This is a genomic window from Elizabethkingia sp. YR214 (genome assembly GCF_003058195.1).
Lineage (GTDB): Bacteria > Bacteroidota > Bacteroidia > Flavobacteriales > Weeksellaceae > Elizabethkingia.
The window spans coordinates 37,055-54,955 of record NZ_QBUH01000007.1 but is presented as its reverse complement, the minus strand read 5'-3'; the positions used below and the strand labels follow the sequence as shown (position 1 = coordinate 54,955).

Below are 17,901 nucleotides of genomic sequence, written 5' to 3'. Positions count from 1 at the left end.
AATATATTTTATTCAGAGTTTCTATATGCAGTAAATAGCTTAAAAACTGAAATCTTTCAAATATGGTAATCCTTTTTGAGAACCTTTATTAGCAGATGCCTTCAGGGATACTTCATTACCAAATCTTACACATTCGTCTATTTCATTTCCATGGCAAAGAGCAATTGCAAAACCTGAAGTAAATGCATCTCCCATTCCCATTTTATAAGCAATGGTATCTGGTGCATTACGGTAGTACTTCATTTCCTCACCGTTAAAATAAACTGTAGAGTTAGTATCATCACGAATAAATAATTTATTCGGTAGCTTTTTCAGTACTTTATCTCTTCCCTCTTCTCCAAATACAACAGACAAATCATTGCTTTTGATTACAATAAAATCTGCTTTTTCGGCAATATCTTCTCCTATAAACTTTGCTGGTGAAGCATACAATCCAATTTTGGTACTATGTTTTTTGCAAATTTCAAAAAGATATTCCACTACCTCAACCGGAATTTCCAGCTGCGTCAATATTATATCTGCTTCTGCAATTTCTGCTTCTGCCTTGTCTATATCAGCCGTGGTTATAAAATTATTAGCAGCAGGTGCAACTATAATACTGATCTTACCATGTGCAGAAGTAACATAAGCTGTACCTGTAGGATAATCTGAATTTTCCTCTACAAAATTGACGTTTACCCCCTCATTAATCAGATTTTCAAGTACATGCTTGCCGTTAGTATCTTTACCGACACACCCTACAAAATGTACCTTTGCTCCTAACCTGCTGGCTCCTACAGCCTGATTTGCTCCCTTACCACCAAAGAAATTTTCGGTTTGGGTAGCCAGTACTGTTTCATTGATACGAGGGTGATGCTCGGTTGTAAGCACCAAATCTATTGATGAACTTCCTACTACTACAATTTTGGGTATATGATTTGAAAATTTCATTATAATACTATCAAAAAAATTTCAAGGACTAATCTACTACTATTTCGATAAATTCGGTAATTAATTTTACAGGAATACCATTTACATCATAGGCTATATAGCTTGCGTAGAAGCCTTCTCCGAATCCTGTTTCAAAAGCAAAGATATTATTGGCTTTATCCAAGTAAGGTTTTAGTAGCGTATACTGATGTACCGCACCATCTTGCTCATAAAAATGTTCATGGAAAAACTCTGCATAAATTCCTTCAAAATCATCTGCTTTTTTCTGAAACATTTCCTGTTCCAAAGCATTGAGTAATTTCTGGGTTTCATAGTCCATAAAACAGCCCATTCCGCTTTCTACAGGATATCCGAATACTTCTCCTTCGGCTAAATCTTTTACGTTCTGGCCATTTGTTGTTGCCAGTTTCCAATCTGTAATCTTAGCTTCCTGAAATACAACCTCAGCATAAGCAACACAATTACTTTCCCTTTCTTTATGGATATTTACAGCAAATTCTCCTGTTGGAAATTGTTGATCAAAAGCCTCCTTATCTGGTGTAATCAGTGGATCACTAGCTACAATTTCTCCTGTAGTAATTACCAGTTTTCCTGCATCAAAACTTTCCAACAAAGGTGACTCTACAAAATTCTTAGAAAAAAGCTTCTGTATGTTTTCTATATGATTCATTACGATTCAATAATAATTAAAGATAAAATAAAAAAGACCCAAAAAACGAATGTTCTCAAGTCTTTTTTATTTTTTATGAAAGATGACTTACTATAAAGTTTTCAGTTTCTCTTCCAATAATGTTATTTTATCCTGAGCATCTTTTTGTTTTTTCAGCTCATTATCTACAACTTGTTGTGGAGCACCAGCCATGAATTTTTCATTACTAAGCTTCTTTTCAACGGAGATAAGGAAACCTTTCAGATACTTCAGTTCTTCTTCTGTTTTGGTTTTCTCCTCACCCAGATCAAGATTCTCACTCAACGGGATAGAACATTCCACTGCACCTACAAGGAATGTAAAGCTTGGCTTATCCGTTTTTTGTGCATAGTGAATCTCCGAAACATTAGCCAGTTTTTTGATAACAGCTTCATTTTCGAACCGAGAAACATTGGTATAAACCTCAACTTCTTCTCTTGGAGAAATACCTTTGCTCTGACGGTAGTTTCTTACTCCTGAAACGATTTCTTTCGTTTGTTCGAAGTTTTTAAGAACATCTGCATCAAAAACTGTTTCTTTATTTTGTTGAGTAATAATTAATGCTTCAGAAGTTTGTCTCTCTTCAATCGCCTGCCAAATTTCTTCTGTTAAGAATGGCATGAAAGGATGCAGGAACTTCATTAAATTTCCGAAGAATTCTATTGTTTTGTCATATACCTGCTGACTGATAGCCTCACCATAGTTTGGCTTTACAATTTCCAGATACCATGAACAGAAATCGTCCCAAACTAATTTATATAATAAATGTAATGCATCAGAAATTCTGAACTTTTCGAACTGGTCATTAATTGCAGCAACAGTCTTATTGAATTCTGCTTCAAACCATTCAATAGCTTGTGCATTTTCTTCAGAAATCTCTTTATCCTCTTTCTTCCAGCTTTGAGTCAGCTTGAATGCATTCCATATTTTGGTTGCAAAATTACGTCCCTGAAGCATTAAATCTTCATCAAACATAAGGTCATTACCTGCCGCTGAGCTTAATAAAATCCCTACTCTTACTCCGTCAGAACCATATTTGTCCATTAGTTCAATCGGATCTGGAGAGTTTCCTAAAGATTTAGACATCTTACGACGCTGCTTATCTCTTACAATTCCGGTAAAGTATACATTTTTAAACGGAATCTGGTTTTTAAACTCTAGTCCGGCCATAATCATACGGGCTACCCAGAAGAAGATAATATCTGGTCCTGTTACCAAATCCGAAGTCGGATAATAGTAATTGATATCTTTATTATCCGGTGCAGTAATACCATTGAATACTGACATTGGCCATAACCATGCAGAGAACCATGTATCCAGTGCATCTTCATCCTGTCTTAGGTTATCAGTTGTTAGCTCTGTATTACCCGTTTTTTGTTTTGCAAGTTCTAATGCTGCTTCAATCGTTTCAGCAACTACAAAGTCGTTCTCACCAGATGCATAGTAATAGGCCGGAATTCTATGCCCCCACCATAGCTGGCGGGATATATTCCAGTCGTGTACATTCTCCATCCAGTGTCTGTATGTATTCTTGAATTTCTCCGGATAGAATTTAACTTCATCATCCATTACAACATCCAATGCAGGCTTTGCCATTTCACTCATCTTCAGGAACCACTGTACAGAGATTTTCGGCTCTATTACAGCTCCTGTTCTTTCGGAGGTACCTACTTTATTCAGATAGTCTTCAGATTTTAACAAAAGACCTTTCTCTTCAAGCTCTTTTGCAATTTCTTTTCTTACTGTAAATCTGTCTTTGCCTTGATAGTGTTTTCCGTTTTCATTAAGAACAGCACTATCGTCCATAGAGTCTATAATCTCCAATTGGTGGCGCTGACCAATTTCGTAGTCATTGATATCATGAGCCGGGGTAATCTTCAATGCTCCGGTACCAAATTCTATATCAACATAATCGTCCTCAATAATAGGAACTTCACGTCCTACAATTGGTACAATTACTTTTTTACCTTTCAGGTGTGTATAACGTTCGTCATTAGGATTGATACATACTGCAGTATCACCAAATATCGTTTCCGGACGTGTTGTAGCAACTGTAAGGAACTCATCTGAACCTACGATCTGATATTTCAGGAAATATAATTTACCATTTTGCTCTTTATAGATTACCTCCTCATCAGAAATATTTGTTTTTGCTTCCGGATCCCAGTTTACCATTTTATAACCACGGTAAACAAGTCCTTTATTATAAAGGTCCACGAATACTTTAATAACTGCTTTAGACAGATCATCTTCCATTGTGAAGCGGGTTCTGTCCCAGTCACAAGAGCATCCCAGTTTTTTTAACTGCTCCAGAATTGTTCCTCCATATTGATGCGTCCAGTCCCAGGCATGCTCTAAAAACTTCTCGCGCCCGATATCCTGCTTAGAAATTCCTTCAGCTTTCAATTTAGCTACTACTTTAGCTTCTGTAGCAATAGAAGCATGGTCGGTCCCAGGAACCCAGCATGCATTATAACCACGCATACGTGCACGGCGAACTAGTACATCCTGCAATGTATTATTAAGCATATGCCCCATGTGCAAAATTCCTGTCACATTTGGAGGTGGTATGACGACAGTATATGGCTCTCTTTCATCTGGCTCGGAATGAAAAAATTTATTTTCCTGCCAATATTGGTACCACTTTTGTTCTGCTTGTTGCGGATTGTACTTGTCGGAAATTTCCATTAGTTTGATAATTAATGTTTTTATGAGATAAGTTGCAAAAATACGGGAAAGGAGATGAAAATAAAAACTCAGTACCAAATAATTGACTAATTTTGTTATTTAAACTAACCTTATAAAAATTCATTCGAAATGAAAAAATTATTTTTAGGATTGTTTTTAACTGGTGCATTTGCAGCAGTTTCTGCTCAGTCTATAGCCTTTGACAAAACGACATTAGAATATGGTGATATCGCTCAGAACTCTAACGGAGAAAGATTCTTCACCATTACCAATACAGGAGATAAGCCTCTTATCCTTACAAATGTAAAAGCTTCTTGCGGGTGTACAACTCCACAATGGAGTAAGGATCCTATCCTTCCAGGGAAAAGTGCAAAGCTAAAAGTTGGTTATGACACTAAATTTACAGGAACTTTTAAAAAGCTAATCGAGGTTTATTCCAATGATCCGGAAAGCCAGAGAAGCGTAATATGGATTGCAGGAAACGTAACTACTCCTAACAAAAAATAAAAGAGACCAGAGATAAAAAGCACCTTAATTAAGGTGCTTTTTATTTTCAGTAATATAATATTCTAAATTCAATTTTTTTCTGCTGACATATTGTTGTCATAATAGTATTTTAGCTTTGCCATACAGCAGACAAAAGAAAATATGGAAAAAACACTGACATTACAGGATCTCCAACGGATAACATTAGAAAGCCAGGGATTGTCTCAAGTTCCTATATTCGGGACAGGAAAGAATGCTGTACTCAATGCTTTGGAACATCTTGGATATGTACAAATAGATAGCTTATCAGTTGTTGAGCGTGCCCATCATCATACTTTATGGTCAAGAATAGATGATTACAAAACACATTATCTGGATGATTTGCTAAAAGAACGCAAAATATTTGAATACTGGTTTCACGCAGCATCATTTCTCCCCATGAAAGACTACCGGTATGTTTTACCCCAAATGTTAAGTTTCAAACATAATCAGTCTCAATCTTATAATGCCGATCCCAAAGTCATGCAATATGTAATAGATACAATACGTACTGAAGGGCCTAAAAAAGCTAAATATTTTGAGAATGAGAGAAAAACTGCAGGAAGCTGGTGGAATTGGAAACCTGCAAAGCTAGCCCTCGAAAGGCTTTTTATGCAAGGTGACCTGATGATTAGCGGCCGGGATGGTATGCAGAAAATATATGACATTAGTGAAAGGGTATTGCCTGAAACAACCGACTTAACAATACCAACCCCCGCTGAACTTGCCGAATATCTGGTAAAAACACATCTTCGTGCCTATGGACTTACTACCTTAAAGCAAATAACCCATCTTAGATCGGACAATGTTTTAAGAAAAAACGTGGAACAAGTCCTACAATTGATGGTTGAGGATAAAATAATACAAAAAACAGAAATCAACGGGGTTTCTCCAATGTACATCCGAAAGGATTTAATCGAAAAAGAAACAGACTCTTCTACCTCAGAAATTAAACTATTATCTCCTTTTGATAACTCACTTATCCATCGCGATCGTTTTAAACAACTTTTCAATTTTGATTTTCGCCTTGAATGTTATTTACCTAAGGAAAAACGGCAATATGGCTATTTCTGTTTACCTATTTTGTACGGAAATATATTTATTGGCAGAGTCGACTGTAAGGCACATAGAAATATTAAAAAGTTTGAACTTATAAACATGCATATTGAGGATACCCATATTGATATTGAATCATGGGTAGCCGTTTTTGTTGAAGCTATAGAACGCTTTGCCCATTTTAATAGCTGTGATTCTATAATATTAACAAAAGTCAATCCCTCGAAATATACAAAAATACTAAAGCGGGCACTATATAAGTAATTATAAAAACCTGAGTGTTATGATACTCTATTCACAAATAAAAAGAATATCCGATATCACCTCCGAACCTCTAATTTCAAAGTATTTCTTAAAAAATATTTTTATCTTTATATAAATACAAAAATATATGAGTGAAGATTTTAACGACTTTGTTGCTGAAGACAAATTTTCTATAAAAAAAACATCAACCCAATATGAGGGTAAAATGACCAAAGACGAAGGAATAGCTTTACTGAATGAGGAAAAAAAGAAACTTCATAAGCTGCAGGAAAAGTTATATGCAGATGGGAGCAGATCTCTTCTTATTATTATTCAGGCTATGGATGCTGCAGGAAAAGACAGCCTTATAGAACATGTTATGAGTGGCGTTAATCCACAAGGTTGTCAGGTTACCAGTTTCAAAACACCAAGCTCAAAAGAATATACACACGATTTTCTATGGAGACATTATCTTGCATTACCTGAAAAGGGAAAAATCGGAATTTTCAATCGTTCACATTATGAAAGTGTTTTGATTTGTAAGGTACATCCGGAGTACAATCTGAGCGAGAAAGTATGGAAAGACGTTAAAGACTTTGATGATAAATTCTGGAACAATCGCTACGAAAGTATCCGTAATTTTGAAAAGCATCTATCTCAAAACGGTACAAAAGTCATAAAGTTCTTCCTTCATGTTTCCAAAGATGAGCAGAAAAAGCGTCTCTTAGACCGTATTAATGAACCGGAAAAAAACTGGAAGTTTTCCTCAGGTGACCTTAAAGAAAGAGCACTTTGGGATAAATATCAAAAGGCATATGAAGATGCTATTAATGAAACATCTACAGAATATGCGCCTTGGCATATATTACCAGCCGATCAGAAATGGTTTACAAGACTTACTGCCTGCCAGATTATAACACAAACCCTGGAAAAAATGGATTTAAAGTTTCCTGTTCTTAGTGATGCAGAAGCCAATGAGTTGGAAGCATCTAAGACCAATCTGGAAAACGAAAAATAAAAAGACAAGCGCTATAAGCCGGATTCTGTATCCCGCTCCCAAGGGAGCGGGATGCCTGTTATTTATCTGCCCGTATCGTTGCCGATACGATGTAGCTGCTTACCCCCCGGCATTGGACGAGCCGCCCTTAATTGCCGGTATACATAGCATTGCACCACATAGAGTTTACCTGGTTTCACTACAGCCGAACTGTACTTGCTTTCTGTTGCACTTGTCCTACCCTTACGGATGACGGCCATTAACCGCTATGTTGCCCTACGGTGTCCGGACTTTCCTACCCTTACGGATCAACAGGCCACGCTTGTCGGCTGCAAAGATATAGTTTTCCGCTCAATTACAGAGTCGGAACATCGAATTACAAAATCTAAAGATTGCAGTTATATTCATTATTTCACAAAAACCACAAAGTATCAGTCAGAAACTGGCAAGTAATTATGTCTTTTTTTCTATCTTCGTGAAAAAATTTCACCATTCATCACTTTCTGAAAAAAATAAATGTCACAGAAGGAAAAAGATTTCTCTAAACTGGTTAAAGAAAACCAAGGCCTGATCATTAAAGTGGCGAGGATGTATACCAACACGCCCGATGATCAGCAAGATCTTTTTCAGGAAATCGTGTTACAATTGTGGCGTTCTTACGACACATTCAAAGGAAACTCTAAAATATCAACCTGGATGTATCGTGTAGCACTTAATACAGCCATTACATTATTCAGAAAGACAACCAGAACTGTTAAAACAGATGAGCTGGCAGATTTTCATCAACCAATAGACGATGATAATGATGACAACCAGCAACAAATAACCTTGCTTTATAAAGTTATTAAAATGCTTGGGGATATTGACAGAGCTATTGTGATGATGTATCTGGACGATGTACCATATAAAGATATTGCTGAAAATATTGGGATTACAGAAGTGAATGCCCGTGTAAAGATGAACCGATTGAAAAAAACTCTAAAAGACTTAATGACCCAACATGCAGAATGATTTTGACATAGACCAACTGAAAAATGCCTGGCAAAAACAGGAAACAGGCCCTAAGTATCAGGATTCGGAAATATTGGAAATCCTGAATAAGAAGTCGCGCAACTATGTGAAATTTATTTTCTGGGTCAGCGTTGCCGAATTCGCACTTTTCCTTATCCTTAATATTTCTGCATGGTTACGTCATGAGAACGGAGATGCTTATTTCACTCAGCTTTCTCAGCTGGGAATACAGATTAACGAAAATGTAAAAGCGACTTTCCACAACATCTACTTTGTATTTAAAATGATTAGTCTTTTTATTATTCTTTTCTACGTATGGGTTTTCTTCCGGAAATATAAAAAGATAGATGTAGAAAGCAATCTGAAAAGCTTTATCCTGCAGATTATTTCTTTCAAGAAATCGGTTAACCGTTTTATACTGGTTAATATTCTGTTTTTATTATGCTTCCTCTTACTCATCACTTTGTTCCCGGTAATCTATATACAACAGCAGCATATACAAATTAGTGATAGTAAATATGCCGGCTTTATTGTAGGAATTATTATTTCCTGTATTGTATGTGTACTTCTAATATTATTATACTATAAGCTTATATACGGCATATTGATGAAGAAGCTATCCAGAAATCTTCAACAACTGAAAAACATCGAAAATGAACAATAAAAAAAGCGCTGAATTCAGCGCTTTTTTATTTTATAACTCTTTTCTTAATCTTGCTACCGGAATATTTAACTGCTCCCTGTATTTAGCAATGGTACGTCGGGCAATATTGTATCCCTTATCTTTCAGCATTCCTACTAACGCATCATCGGTATAAGGTTTTCTTTTATTTTCCTTATCTATAATATCCTGTAGGTGATTTTTAATCTCTTTAGTTGAAACCTCTTCACCGTCATCATTTGTAAGACTATCCGAGAAAAGATTCTTCAGATAAACGATTCCGTTAGGTGTATCTGCATATTTACTTTTCACCACACGGGAAATTGTAGAAATATCAAAACCTGTAATATCCGCCACATCTTTCAGAATCATTGGTTTTATACTTTTATCGTCCCCGGTAATAAAGTAATCTTTCTGTAACCTTATAATAGCATTAATGGTCTGCATCAATGTATTCTGACGCTGATTAATAGCATCTATATACCATTTTGCAGCATCAAGCTTTTGTTTGATAAACAAGGCTGCCTGCTTATGCTCCTGAGATGTTTTATCGTGTGAGTAAGTTGTTAAAATCTCTTTATACTCATCCGAAACACGTAACTGAGGAGCATTCTTACTATTAAGTGCTGCTGTAACTTTTCCGTCCTTTACGTTAATAACGAAATCCGGAATAATTTCCTGATTGATTGTAATTGTCTGTGTATCGAAATTACCGCCTACTTTAGGGGATAATTTAGAGATTTCATCAAGCGCATCTTTCAAATCATCCTCCTCCACATCATACTTATGCATGATTTTGTTATAATGCTTGTTACTTAAAGCATCAAACTGATGAAACAGAATATTATGTGCTAATGATACTGCTGGATTTCCGCTTACTTTTTTCTCAATCTGGAGCAGAAGACATTCTTTCAGATCTCTTGCTGCTACTCCTGGCGGATCCAATTTTTGCACATAATTGGTTAAGACATCTTCTACATTTTCAGGTGTTGTATATACTCCTAATGAAAAAGCCATATCATTAACCAAAGATTTTATATCTCTTCTCAGGTAACCATCATTATCAAGGTTACCTATAATATATTCTGCTATTTTCAGATCCTCTTCACCGATCTTCGTTAGCCTGATTTGCTCTATAAGATAATCGTACAAGGACTGTCCTTCTGTAAGCAACGACTGGTTATCGAATTCCTCATCGTCCGGCGAGTAGTTACTTGCAGCAGTTTTATAAGAAGGTTCGTCATCAAACAGGTATTCATTTACATCGAAATCAGTTTCTATAGACTCTGTTCCTTCATCATCGTAACTACTATCAATATCCGAGTATTCATCTTCCTTAGCCTCGTCCACAGCTTTTTCCAACGCTGGATTTTCTTCCAGCTCCCGTTGTAATTCTTCTTCAAATTCAAGAGTATGAAGCTGAATAAGCTTCATCAACTGAATTTGTTGTGGTGCCATTTTCTGGCCAAGTTTTATCTGTAAATTTTGTTTCAGCATAGGTATTTCTACTTAACTACATTGTAGATTAACTCTACGAAATTAAACATTTTTATTTTAAAAAAAATAAAATTGCACGATTTTTGCTATTGAAATTTGTTTTCATAAAAAACCCTTAGAGATTTCTCTAAGGGCTTTTTATTTATTATTTTTTAGAATTCCGCACTCTTAGGCGTTCTTGGGAAAGGAATCACATCACGGATGTTGGTCATTCCTGTAACAAAAAGAACTAATCTTTCCAGCCCTAAACCAAATCCTGAATGCGGAACAGAACCAAACTTACGGGTATCTAAATACCACCAAAGTTCTTCCTGATCTACATGCATGTCATCCATTTTTTTCTTCAGAACATCTAGTCTCTCTTCTCTCTGAGAACCTCCGATGATCTCACCAATACCAGGGAAAAGGACATCCATAGCAGCTACAGTTTTGTTATCCTCATTCAGACGCATGTAGAATGCTTTAATTTCTGCAGGATAATCAAATAACACTACAGGACATTCAAAATGCTTTTCAACAAGGTATCTTTCATGTTCAGACTGAAGGTCTGCACCCCACTTTTCAACAGGATATATAAATTTACCTTTTTTATTTTCTTTCGAGTTCAGAAGAATGTCAATTGCTTCAGTATAGCTTACACGCTTAAATCTCTTCGCAACTACATTTTCCAACTTCTCAATCAGACCTTCTTTTGCTCTTTCTTTTTCTGGTTTTTGTTTTTGTTCTTCAGCAAAACGCTTATCCAGGAATTCTAAATCGTCCTTACACTTATCTAAAACATACTGAATTACATATTTTAAGAAATCTTCAGCAAGGTCAATATTATCTTCCAGGTTATTAAAAGCTACTTCAGGCTCTACCATCCAGAATTCTGCAAGGTGACGTGTTGTATTAGAGTTTTCCGCACGGAAAGTAGGTCCGAATGTATAAATTCTTCCTAATCCCATTGCTGCAGTTTCTCCTTCCAACTGTCCTGAAACGGTAAGGTTAGTTTTTCTTCCGAAGAAATCCTGTGCGTAATCTATAGCACCTTCTTCTGTTCTTGGAATATTATCCATATCAAAGTTGGTAACACCGAACATTTCTCCCGCACCTTCAGCATCTGCACCTGTAATTACAGGTGTATTCAGATAGAAAAACTGTCTGTCGTTGAAGAATGAGTGAATCGCAAAGCTAACAGCATGGCGTACTCTGAATACAGCACCAAATAAATTGGTTCTGAATCTTAAGTGAGCTTGTTCACGAAGCTTTTCTAAGCTATGCTTCTTTGGCTGAAGTATAGTATTTTGCAATTCTTCTGTAAAGTTATCCCCAAGTACTATAATTTTCTTAGCGATAATTTCAACTGTTTGTCCGGCACCCTGACTTTCCACCACTTCGCCAACAATTTTCAATGAAGAAGCCGTATTTATATTCTTGATAAGATTCTCATCAATATTTTCGAAATCAACTACGATTTGCAAATTATTGATTGTTGAACCATCGTTTAAGGCTATAAACCTGTTTGAACGAAACGCACGTACCCACCCATACACGGTGATATCGTGATGCAAGAACTTTTTGTAATTTTCTAAAACTTCTTTAATTGTCTGCTTATACATGATGTAAAAATTAACGCTTGCAAAGTTAAGAAAATTATATAGTTCTTTGGGCTTTAGCCGTTCAGATAAATGTTCTTTTTAATATCTTTTCCTTTTCGGATACGCCACGCATGATAAGAACTTGGTACATCATGCTGCCATTTCGGAAGAAATAAAACAATAAGAATAACATCTACATGTGATACAAACCCTAAAATAATAGCCAGATAAAAAAAGAATCCTACCTGCTGAAAGCCTATTAAACCTGTAAATGCGAATAATAAACTCAATCCCCACAGCTTGGATAGGAAAGCATGTGTACAGGTTTCTTTTCCAAACTTACCAAGGCTTATTATATAACACAAAGCTTCCATTATAAAAATTAACGCAATACCTCCCCAGTGTTCTTTTATCAATTCCGGATTCAGCAAATAAGCCGAAAAACCAATACATAACCAGAAAATTAAATCGGTCTGACTATCCAATCGTCGAAGTTTTTCTGAGGACACTCCTGCTTTCCGGGCAATAATACCATCAAAAATATCAGTAAATAGTCCCAAATACATTAGTATTAAAAGCAGTATTCGCAATTCATCTCCTTTTAAATAGGCAAGAATTAAAATAAGCAGAGCAAGGATAAACCGAGTTGCAATCAGGATATATGGTATGTTTTTCATGACTTTAGATTTACAATTACTGGATCCTCTTATATTTCTCTGCATAATTAATGCTATAACCAGCCCACATAATAAACAATGCAGCTCCTGAATTTTCATAATAATCCTGTATTAAGAGATGATTATCTTTTGTAAGCCCCATCCTTGACCGAAAATTTTGACAACCTCCAAGCAAATAAGGAATTCCATGGCATTCCGATGTATAATTTTCCAATAGAAGCAATCCATTTTTTAGTTTTGCATTATGTTTAAAAACATATCTCACTGAATCATTTTTTATCAGCCTAAATTCTAATTGATAGGTTTTATTTTTAGCTAAAGATTTTAATTTTATTTCTACATTATCAATCTCTTCAGATTTTACTTTGCTTTTCTGACTCAACATTTTAGAAAATCCTTCTATTTTTTCAGATTTATTCCGGTTCGAATCAATATGCTCATATCCTTCAGAAGAATATTTTCCTTCTATCAAATTCACATTATCTTTTTTTACAACCGTCAAATCATCTTTTATCATTCTCTTGCTGAAACTCACACAAGAACCTAGCACCAGATATAGTACTAATAATATCACAGAATTTTTCATTGCTTTATATTTTTAAATTATACTCCAAAGCTAAATGTGAAAAACGCGATACTAAATGTGGAAAAGCATTAATAAAAATTATACATTTGTGAAAAACGCAAATTATGTATCAGGAATATTTACTGAAAGAAATCCGTAAAAAGATTGGTGAAAAATCGCTGAATGATGAAATCGCTAACATTCTCAATATTAGCTATGATGCTGCACACAGAAGATCCTCATCAAAAGCAAAATTTAGTTTTGAAGAAGCACTTGAGCTGGCAAAACATTACCAGATTTCTCTGGATCAGTTTCTGGGTGCAGAAAATCAAATGGTCGTAAAACGTACTCAACCGATAAAAACAACTAACGATTTACTAAGTTATTTTGAGAACTCACTCAAGATACTTCATATCTTTCAGGAAAATAATAACTCACAGGTATACTATTCCGCAAAAGACATCCCGTTTTTTTATACAATTTCAGATTCTATACTATCAAAATTTAAGTTTTATGTCTGGATGAATCTGCTGAATCAGGATAAATTTCTAAGCCCTTTCAATGAATTCAGTCTGCAACACCATTCTGGTAAAAATGAAGCTCTGAAAGAATTCTATGAACAGCAAGATGTTACTGAAATATGGAATGAGACAACCATTAACAGTATCCTTCAGCAAGTCTCTTTTTATCATGAAATCAGAATGCTGAATACCACAACTGTCTTACAAATTCTGGAAGAATTACAGGAACTGATTACAAACCTGGAACAAAAAACATTACATAATCCCAACTTTCAGATCTATGTAAACGATCTGGTTATTCTGAATAACAGTATTCTTTTTAAAAACGGAAAACAAAGTTCTTACTTTCTTCCGTTCAATATGTTTGGCTATATTATGATGAATGATCCTGCAGTCTGTGCGGAAACATTAAGTTATTTTGAACATCAGATTAAAAATTCAAAATCACTGAATACATCTGGTAATAGAGATCGAAAAGCATTCTTTAATTTGATGCTGGAAAAAATAGAAAAATTGAAGGAAATAATTAAGTTGAAATAGACTCTTGATGATTCTCAATCCTTATCAAAAAATTTTATCCGGAATATCAATTTTAGTAAAAAATAGAAAACCTTAACAAGGATTAATCGCTTATTTTTGTTTCTTTTATAGTTGAGGAAATAGCAAAAAAAATGACCGAAAATTTCTTCCGATCATATCTTATAATTACTCATCTTTCTTTGAAGAAGTGGTAAACACATCCAGAAGCCCTTCCGGCAACTGCATTGTCATAACTTTTTCTTCTCGATCCAGAGCAATAATCCAGTCTTTAATTATAGGAACTACAACTTCTTTATCATTAAGTACCAAAATGAAATAGTGTTGTGCCGTCTGATCATTCACAGAACGGATAAGACCATAAGATTTCCCTTCGGTATCTTTAATCTCGTAACCAACAATTTCGTGGTAATAGAATTGTTTCCCGGATAGTTTTGGCAGGGAAGAAAGGGGTTGGTATACCTCCTTTCCGATTACCTGATCTACCAAAGCTTCGTTAGAGTTTTTAAACAGGATATTTAAAGAATCACCTTTACTCCATGACAGCTTATCAACAAAAAACGGAACCAATAGTCCATTGATTTCAATGAACATTGATTCCATTTTACTGTAAAATTCGGGTTGATCGGTATCCATTTTCAGGATTACGTTGCCCGAAAGGCCATGTCTGCGGGTAATTCTACCAAGAAAATAACATTCTTCTTTACGCATCAGGCAAATTTTGTATTAAGCTTCAGCATTTTCTTCAGAAGCATCAGCAGCTGGAGTTTCTTCAGTTGTCTCTTCAGCAACTACTTCTTCAGCAACAGGTGCGTTAGCAGCTTCCTCAGCAGCTTTAGCGTCAGCCTCAGCTTGAGCAACAGCAGCTACTCTAGCTTCGTTTACTTTAGCTTCAGCTTCTAAAGCAGCTTTCTTAGCGTCAGCCTTAGCTTGAGATAAACCATCTACTTTACCTTGTACTTTAGTTTCTTTAGCTTCTAACCAAGCGTTGAATCTTTTTTCAGCTTCAGCTTCGTCAAATGCTCCTTTAGCTACACCACCTTGAAGGTGTTTTTTGTAAAGAGCACCTTTGTAAGAAAGAATAGCTCTTGCAGTGTCAGTTGGCTGAGCACCGTTGTTTAACCACTTTACAGCAGCATCAACATTTAAGTCGATAGTTGCAGGGTTAGTGATTGGGTTGTAAGATCCTAGTCTCTCGATGAATCTACCATCTCTTCTAGCTCTTGAATCTGCTACAACAATGTGGAAAAAAGGTTTTCCTTTTTTACCGTGTCTTTGTAATCTAATTTTTACTGACATAAATAATTAATTTTGAGGGAACTCGTCCCGGTTAATTTTAAGCTGCAAAGATAGAAAAAATATTCAAAATACAAGACAAAAAAAATAAAGAACTGCATTCAGGGATCTCCTTCTACGTCTAAATTTAGAATTTCAAACTTTAAAATATTTCTTCAATCTTTTGATGAATCCGGTTGAGAACAAACTCGTCACCAACCTTCTTTCCAATCATCATTTTTGCCATAGGGCTCTCTTCAGAGATTGCGTACATTCTGTCTCCTTCAAAGAAAAATTCCCCCAACGAAACGGAAATATAAAAACGGGCTTTATTGGTAATCACTAATGATCCTAACTGAATAACGGACATTTCGGAATTCAGCACACGGGCCATTCCGTTTTGCAACTTATGAAGTTCTGCCAGCTGTTTCTGCATCTGATAGATTTCTTCATGTGCCTCTTCCCGTACACTATCGTATTTAGGAGTCTTTTTAATGTCTTTACTGGCTTCTTTTGTAAAATACACAAATTTCTCCAGTGTTTGGATTTTATCAGCGATAACGCTTTTTACATAATTCCGGATATCCTTTTTATCGTAAATCGTCTTCTTCATAGGTCCAATTCTTTCTTAAAGATAACAATTTCCTAAAATGATCCCTATATTATGCTTCTAATTTTACATCCTCATCATCTGCATCTCTGTGCAACTGCGCCTTATAAAGTGTAGCATAATAGCTATCTCTTTGCAAAAGTTCTTCATGTTTGCCTTCTTCTACAATTTTACCCTGATCCATTACAATAATCTTATCTGCATTTACAATGGTGGAAAGTCTGTGCGCTATAATGATAGAAGTTCTGTTTTTTGTAATTTTTTCCGTTGCCTTCTGAATTAGTTTTTCAGATTCATGGTCTATAGAAGATGTAGCCTCATCCAGAATCAAAATACTTGGATTTGTTAAATAAGCTCTTAGGAATGATAATAGCTGACGCTGTCCTAATGAAATAGAAGAACCTCTTTCGCTTACAACATAATCATACCCGCCCGGAAGTCTTTCGATAAATTCGTCTACTTCAATTTCCTGTGCAGCCTGTTTTATTCTTTCCAGTGGAATATCTTCACCTAATGTAAGGTTCTCGTAAATAGAACCGTGGAATAAAAATACATCCTGCAGTACAACACCAATATGGCTGCGCAGATGATGAAGTTCATAATCCCTAAGATCTATATCGTCCAGTAATATTTTCCCGGAATTAATATCATAAAATCTTGTAATAAGGGTAATAATAGTAGATTTTCCGGCACCCGTAGCTCCAACAATAGCAACCGATTGTCCTGGTTCTACTTTCAGACTGATTCCCTTTAATACTTCCTGTTTCTCATCATAAGCGAAATGTACTTTCTGGAATTCGATTTTCCCTTCAACTTTTTCTTTTATTACAGTTCCGTTGTTAGGCATTGCATTGTCCTCATCCATAATGCCGAGTACACGTTCTGCACCAACTAAACCTCTCTGAATATTATTGAATCTGTCTGCGATCTGACGCAACGGACGAATCAGCATACTGATAAACTGAATAAATGCAATAACATCTCCTGGGCTGGCATCACTATTTGTTAGCGCATTATAACCTGCATAGAATAGAATAAGTCCTATAGATACAGAAGAGATAAGCTCTACTACCGGGAAGAATAAAGAGAAAAAGAAAACGGTTCGCAAAAGTGCACCTTTCAATTGTTGGTTAATATCATCGAATTTCTCAAATTCAGCTTTCTGACGGTTGAAGACCTGTATCAAAGACATACCTGCAAGTCTTTCCTGTACAAAACTATTCTGAGTAGCAGTCCAGGTTCTTTCGTCTCCAAAGGCTTTCTTCAACCTTTTCTGGAAAAATCTTGTAACCAATAACATAATTGGTAAAATGGCCAATGCAATGAAGCTGAGCTGAACGTTTACGTTAAACATGGCTACTAATACCAGCACTACACGCAATACATCTCCAAAAACCATCAGGAATCCGTCAGTATATACAGTAGCAATTGTTTCCACATCCCCTACAGCACGGGTTACCAGATTACCAATAGCTGTTTTATCAAAGAATGAAGTTTTGAAATAAATAAGTTTACGATACAATCTCTCCCGGATATCACGGATTACATTTTGCGAAATGTAATTGGACAGATATACCAAACCGAAGTTCAGGATTGTTTCTGCAGCTACCAAACCTATCAGGAGATAAACATCATGCATTAGTAAGTCGAAATTCTTCTCCTTAATAATGTCATTATCCACAACATCTTTGGTTAGTATAGGTCGATATGTTCCTACTAAAGCCAGAACAACAGATATAATAAATGCGGAAATAAACCAACCCCGGAAGCTCATTCCGATTTTAAAGAGTCTGGCAATTATATTTCCAGTGCTTAATTTTTTCATATTTTCTACCTCAAC

Annotated in this window: 17 protein-coding genes and 1 other RNA gene; 6 read left to right on the top strand and 12 right to left on the bottom strand. The window is 35.6% G+C overall.

What is annotated here, in order from left to right; translation table 11 throughout:
• Positions 1-39: 39 nt before the first annotated feature.
• The 3 genes from C8J95_RS14540 to C8J95_RS14530 form a co-directional block, all read right to left on the bottom strand.
• Positions 40-930, bottom strand: a complete 891-nt coding sequence (locus tag C8J95_RS14540; RefSeq protein WP_107809482.1) for a ribokinase — start codon at positions 928-930, stop codon at positions 40-42.
• 28 nt (positions 931-958) lie between these two features.
• Entirely contained in the window at positions 959-1,600 is a 642-nt protein-coding gene (locus tag C8J95_RS14535) for a DUF4241 domain-containing protein (RefSeq protein WP_107809481.1), read from the bottom strand.
• A 90-nt stretch (positions 1,601-1,690) separates the two neighbouring features.
• Entirely contained in the window at positions 1,691-4,306 is a 2,616-nt protein-coding gene (locus C8J95_RS14530) for a valine--tRNA ligase (protein WP_107809480.1), read from the bottom strand.
• Positions 4,307-4,435: 129 nt separating this feature from the next.
• Between C8J95_RS14530 and C8J95_RS14525 the strand changes: the two genes are divergently transcribed.
• The 3 genes from C8J95_RS14525 (at position 4,436) to C8J95_RS14515 (ending at position 7,148) form a co-directional block, all read left to right on the top strand.
• Positions 4,436-4,813: a DUF1573 domain-containing protein gene (locus tag C8J95_RS14525; protein WP_059325231.1), complete on the top strand. Its 378-nt coding sequence runs from the start codon at positions 4,436-4,438 to the stop codon at positions 4,811-4,813.
• Between the two features lie 141 nt (positions 4,814-4,954).
• Entirely contained in the window at positions 4,955-6,151 is a 1,197-nt protein-coding gene (locus C8J95_RS14520) for a winged helix-turn-helix domain-containing protein (protein WP_107809479.1), read from the top strand.
• A 127-nt stretch (positions 6,152-6,278) separates the two neighbouring features.
• On the top strand, positions 6,279-7,148 hold the full coding sequence (locus tag C8J95_RS14515; RefSeq protein WP_107809478.1) for a polyphosphate kinase 2 family protein: 870 nt from the start codon (positions 6,279-6,281) through the stop codon (positions 7,146-7,148).
• On the opposite strand, the gene rnpB is transcribed toward C8J95_RS14515, so the two are convergent.
• Positions 7,147-7,455: RNase P RNA component class A (gene rnpB, locus C8J95_RS14510), an RNA gene on the bottom strand. The two genes, C8J95_RS14515 and rnpB, sit on opposite strands and share 2 nt — an antisense overlap.
• Before the next feature lie 188 nt (positions 7,456-7,643).
• Between rnpB and C8J95_RS14505 the strand changes: the two genes are divergently transcribed.
• Complete coding sequence (locus C8J95_RS14505; protein ID WP_059325228.1) at positions 7,644-8,138, top strand: RNA polymerase sigma factor; 495 nt, start codon at positions 7,644-7,646, stop codon at positions 8,136-8,138.
• Positions 8,128-8,802 carry a hypothetical protein gene (locus C8J95_RS14500; protein ID WP_107809477.1) on the top strand — a complete coding sequence of 225 codons (675 nt, stop codon included), beginning with the start codon at positions 8,128-8,130 and terminating at the stop codon, positions 8,800-8,802. Before C8J95_RS14505 ends, C8J95_RS14500 begins: the two co-directional genes overlap by 11 nt.
• A 30-nt stretch (positions 8,803-8,832) precedes the next feature.
• Here the strand turns inward: C8J95_RS14500 and rpoN are convergent, their stop codons facing one another.
• The 4 genes from rpoN to C8J95_RS14480 all read right to left on the bottom strand — a co-directional run bounded on the left by rpoN (position 8,833) and on the right by C8J95_RS14480 (position 13,139).
• Complete coding sequence (gene rpoN / locus C8J95_RS14495) at positions 8,833-10,296, bottom strand: RNA polymerase factor sigma-54 (RefSeq protein WP_107809476.1); 1,464 nt, start codon at positions 10,294-10,296, stop codon at positions 8,833-8,835.
• A gap of 152 nt (positions 10,297-10,448) precedes the next feature.
• Positions 10,449-11,897 (bottom strand): asparagine--tRNA ligase, encoded by a 1,449-nt coding sequence (gene asnS, locus C8J95_RS14490; protein ID WP_107809475.1) that lies wholly within the window; start codon positions 11,895-11,897, stop codon positions 10,449-10,451.
• Positions 11,898-11,950: 53 nt separating this feature from the next.
• A complete protein-coding gene (locus tag C8J95_RS14485; protein ID WP_107809570.1) occupies positions 11,951-12,553 on the bottom strand; it encodes a CDP-alcohol phosphatidyltransferase family protein in 603 nt (200 codons plus the stop codon).
• 16 nt (positions 12,554-12,569) lie between these two features.
• Positions 12,570-13,139, bottom strand: coding sequence for a hypothetical protein (locus C8J95_RS14480; protein ID WP_255412824.1), 570 nt, complete (start codon positions 13,137-13,139; stop codon positions 12,570-12,572).
• Positions 13,140-13,243: 104 nt separating this feature from the next.
• On the opposite strand from C8J95_RS14480, the gene C8J95_RS14475 reads away from it, so the two are divergent.
• A complete protein-coding gene (locus C8J95_RS14475) occupies positions 13,244-14,179 on the top strand; it encodes a transcriptional regulator (protein ID WP_107809474.1) in 936 nt (311 codons plus the stop codon).
• 165 nt (positions 14,180-14,344) lie between these two features.
• Here C8J95_RS14475 and rimM read toward each other — a convergent pair whose 3' ends face one another.
• The 4 genes from rimM to C8J95_RS14455 all read right to left on the bottom strand — a co-directional run bounded on the left by rimM (position 14,345) and on the right by C8J95_RS14455 (position 17,886).
• Positions 14,345-14,887, bottom strand: coding sequence for a ribosome maturation factor RimM (gene rimM, locus C8J95_RS14470; protein ID WP_059156612.1), 543 nt, complete (start codon positions 14,885-14,887; stop codon positions 14,345-14,347).
• 15 nt (positions 14,888-14,902) lie between these two features.
• Entirely contained in the window at positions 14,903-15,475 is a 573-nt protein-coding gene (locus C8J95_RS14465; protein WP_107809473.1) for a 30S ribosomal protein S16, read from the bottom strand.
• Positions 15,476-15,614: 139 nt separating this feature from the next.
• Entirely contained in the window at positions 15,615-16,064 is a 450-nt protein-coding gene (locus tag C8J95_RS14460; protein WP_107809472.1) for a GreA/GreB family elongation factor, read from the bottom strand.
• Between the two features lie 49 nt (positions 16,065-16,113).
• A complete protein-coding gene (locus tag C8J95_RS14455) occupies positions 16,114-17,886 on the bottom strand; it encodes an ABC transporter ATP-binding protein (RefSeq protein ID WP_107809471.1) in 1,773 nt (590 codons plus the stop codon).
• Positions 17,887-17,901 lie beyond the last annotated feature (15 nt).

What these genes read in the sequence shown, in the direction of transcription:
- C8J95_RS14540 (WP_107809482.1), bottom strand. Translation starts at nt 930, where the DNA reads ATGAAATTTTCAAATCATATACCCAAAATTGTAGTAGTAGGAAGTTCA.
- C8J95_RS14535 (WP_107809481.1), bottom strand. Translation starts at nt 1,600, where the DNA reads ATGAATCATATAGAAAACATACAGAAGCTTTTTTCTAAGAATTTTGTA.
- C8J95_RS14530 (WP_107809480.1), bottom strand. Translation starts at nt 4,306, where the DNA reads ATGGAAATTTCCGACAAGTACAATCCGCAACAAGCAGAACAAAAGTGG.
- C8J95_RS14525 (WP_059325231.1), top strand. Translation starts at nt 4,436, where the DNA reads ATGAAAAAATTATTTTTAGGATTGTTTTTAACTGGTGCATTTGCAGCA.
- C8J95_RS14520 (WP_107809479.1), top strand. Translation starts at nt 4,955, where the DNA reads ATGGAAAAAACACTGACATTACAGGATCTCCAACGGATAACATTAGAA.
- C8J95_RS14515 (WP_107809478.1), top strand. Translation starts at nt 6,279, where the DNA reads ATGAGTGAAGATTTTAACGACTTTGTTGCTGAAGACAAATTTTCTATA.
- C8J95_RS14505 (WP_059325228.1), top strand. Translation starts at nt 7,644, where the DNA reads ATGTCACAGAAGGAAAAAGATTTCTCTAAACTGGTTAAAGAAAACCAA.
- C8J95_RS14500 (WP_107809477.1), top strand. Translation starts at nt 8,128, where the DNA reads ATGCAGAATGATTTTGACATAGACCAACTGAAAAATGCCTGGCAAAAA.
- rpoN (WP_107809476.1), bottom strand. Translation starts at nt 10,296, where the DNA reads ATGCTGAAACAAAATTTACAGATAAAACTTGGCCAGAAAATGGCACCA.
- asnS (WP_107809475.1), bottom strand. Translation starts at nt 11,897, where the DNA reads ATGTATAAGCAGACAATTAAAGAAGTTTTAGAAAATTACAAAAAGTTC.
- C8J95_RS14485 (WP_107809570.1), bottom strand. Translation starts at nt 12,553, where the DNA reads ATGAAAAACATACCATATATCCTGATTGCAACTCGGTTTATCCTTGCT.
- C8J95_RS14480 (WP_255412824.1), bottom strand. Translation starts at nt 13,139, where the DNA reads ATGAAAAATTCTGTGATATTATTAGTACTATATCTGGTGCTAGGTTCT.
- C8J95_RS14475 (WP_107809474.1), top strand. Translation starts at nt 13,244, where the DNA reads ATGTATCAGGAATATTTACTGAAAGAAATCCGTAAAAAGATTGGTGAA.
- rimM (WP_059156612.1), bottom strand. Translation starts at nt 14,887, where the DNA reads ATGCGTAAAGAAGAATGTTATTTTCTTGGTAGAATTACCCGCAGACAT.
- C8J95_RS14465 (WP_107809473.1), bottom strand. Translation starts at nt 15,475, where the DNA reads ATGTCAGTAAAAATTAGATTACAAAGACACGGTAAAAAAGGAAAACCT.
- C8J95_RS14460 (WP_107809472.1), bottom strand. Translation starts at nt 16,064, where the DNA reads ATGAAGAAGACGATTTACGATAAAAAGGATATCCGGAATTATGTAAAA.
- C8J95_RS14455 (WP_107809471.1), bottom strand. Translation starts at nt 17,886, where the DNA reads ATGAAAAAATTAAGCACTGGAAATATAATTGCCAGACTCTTTAAAATC.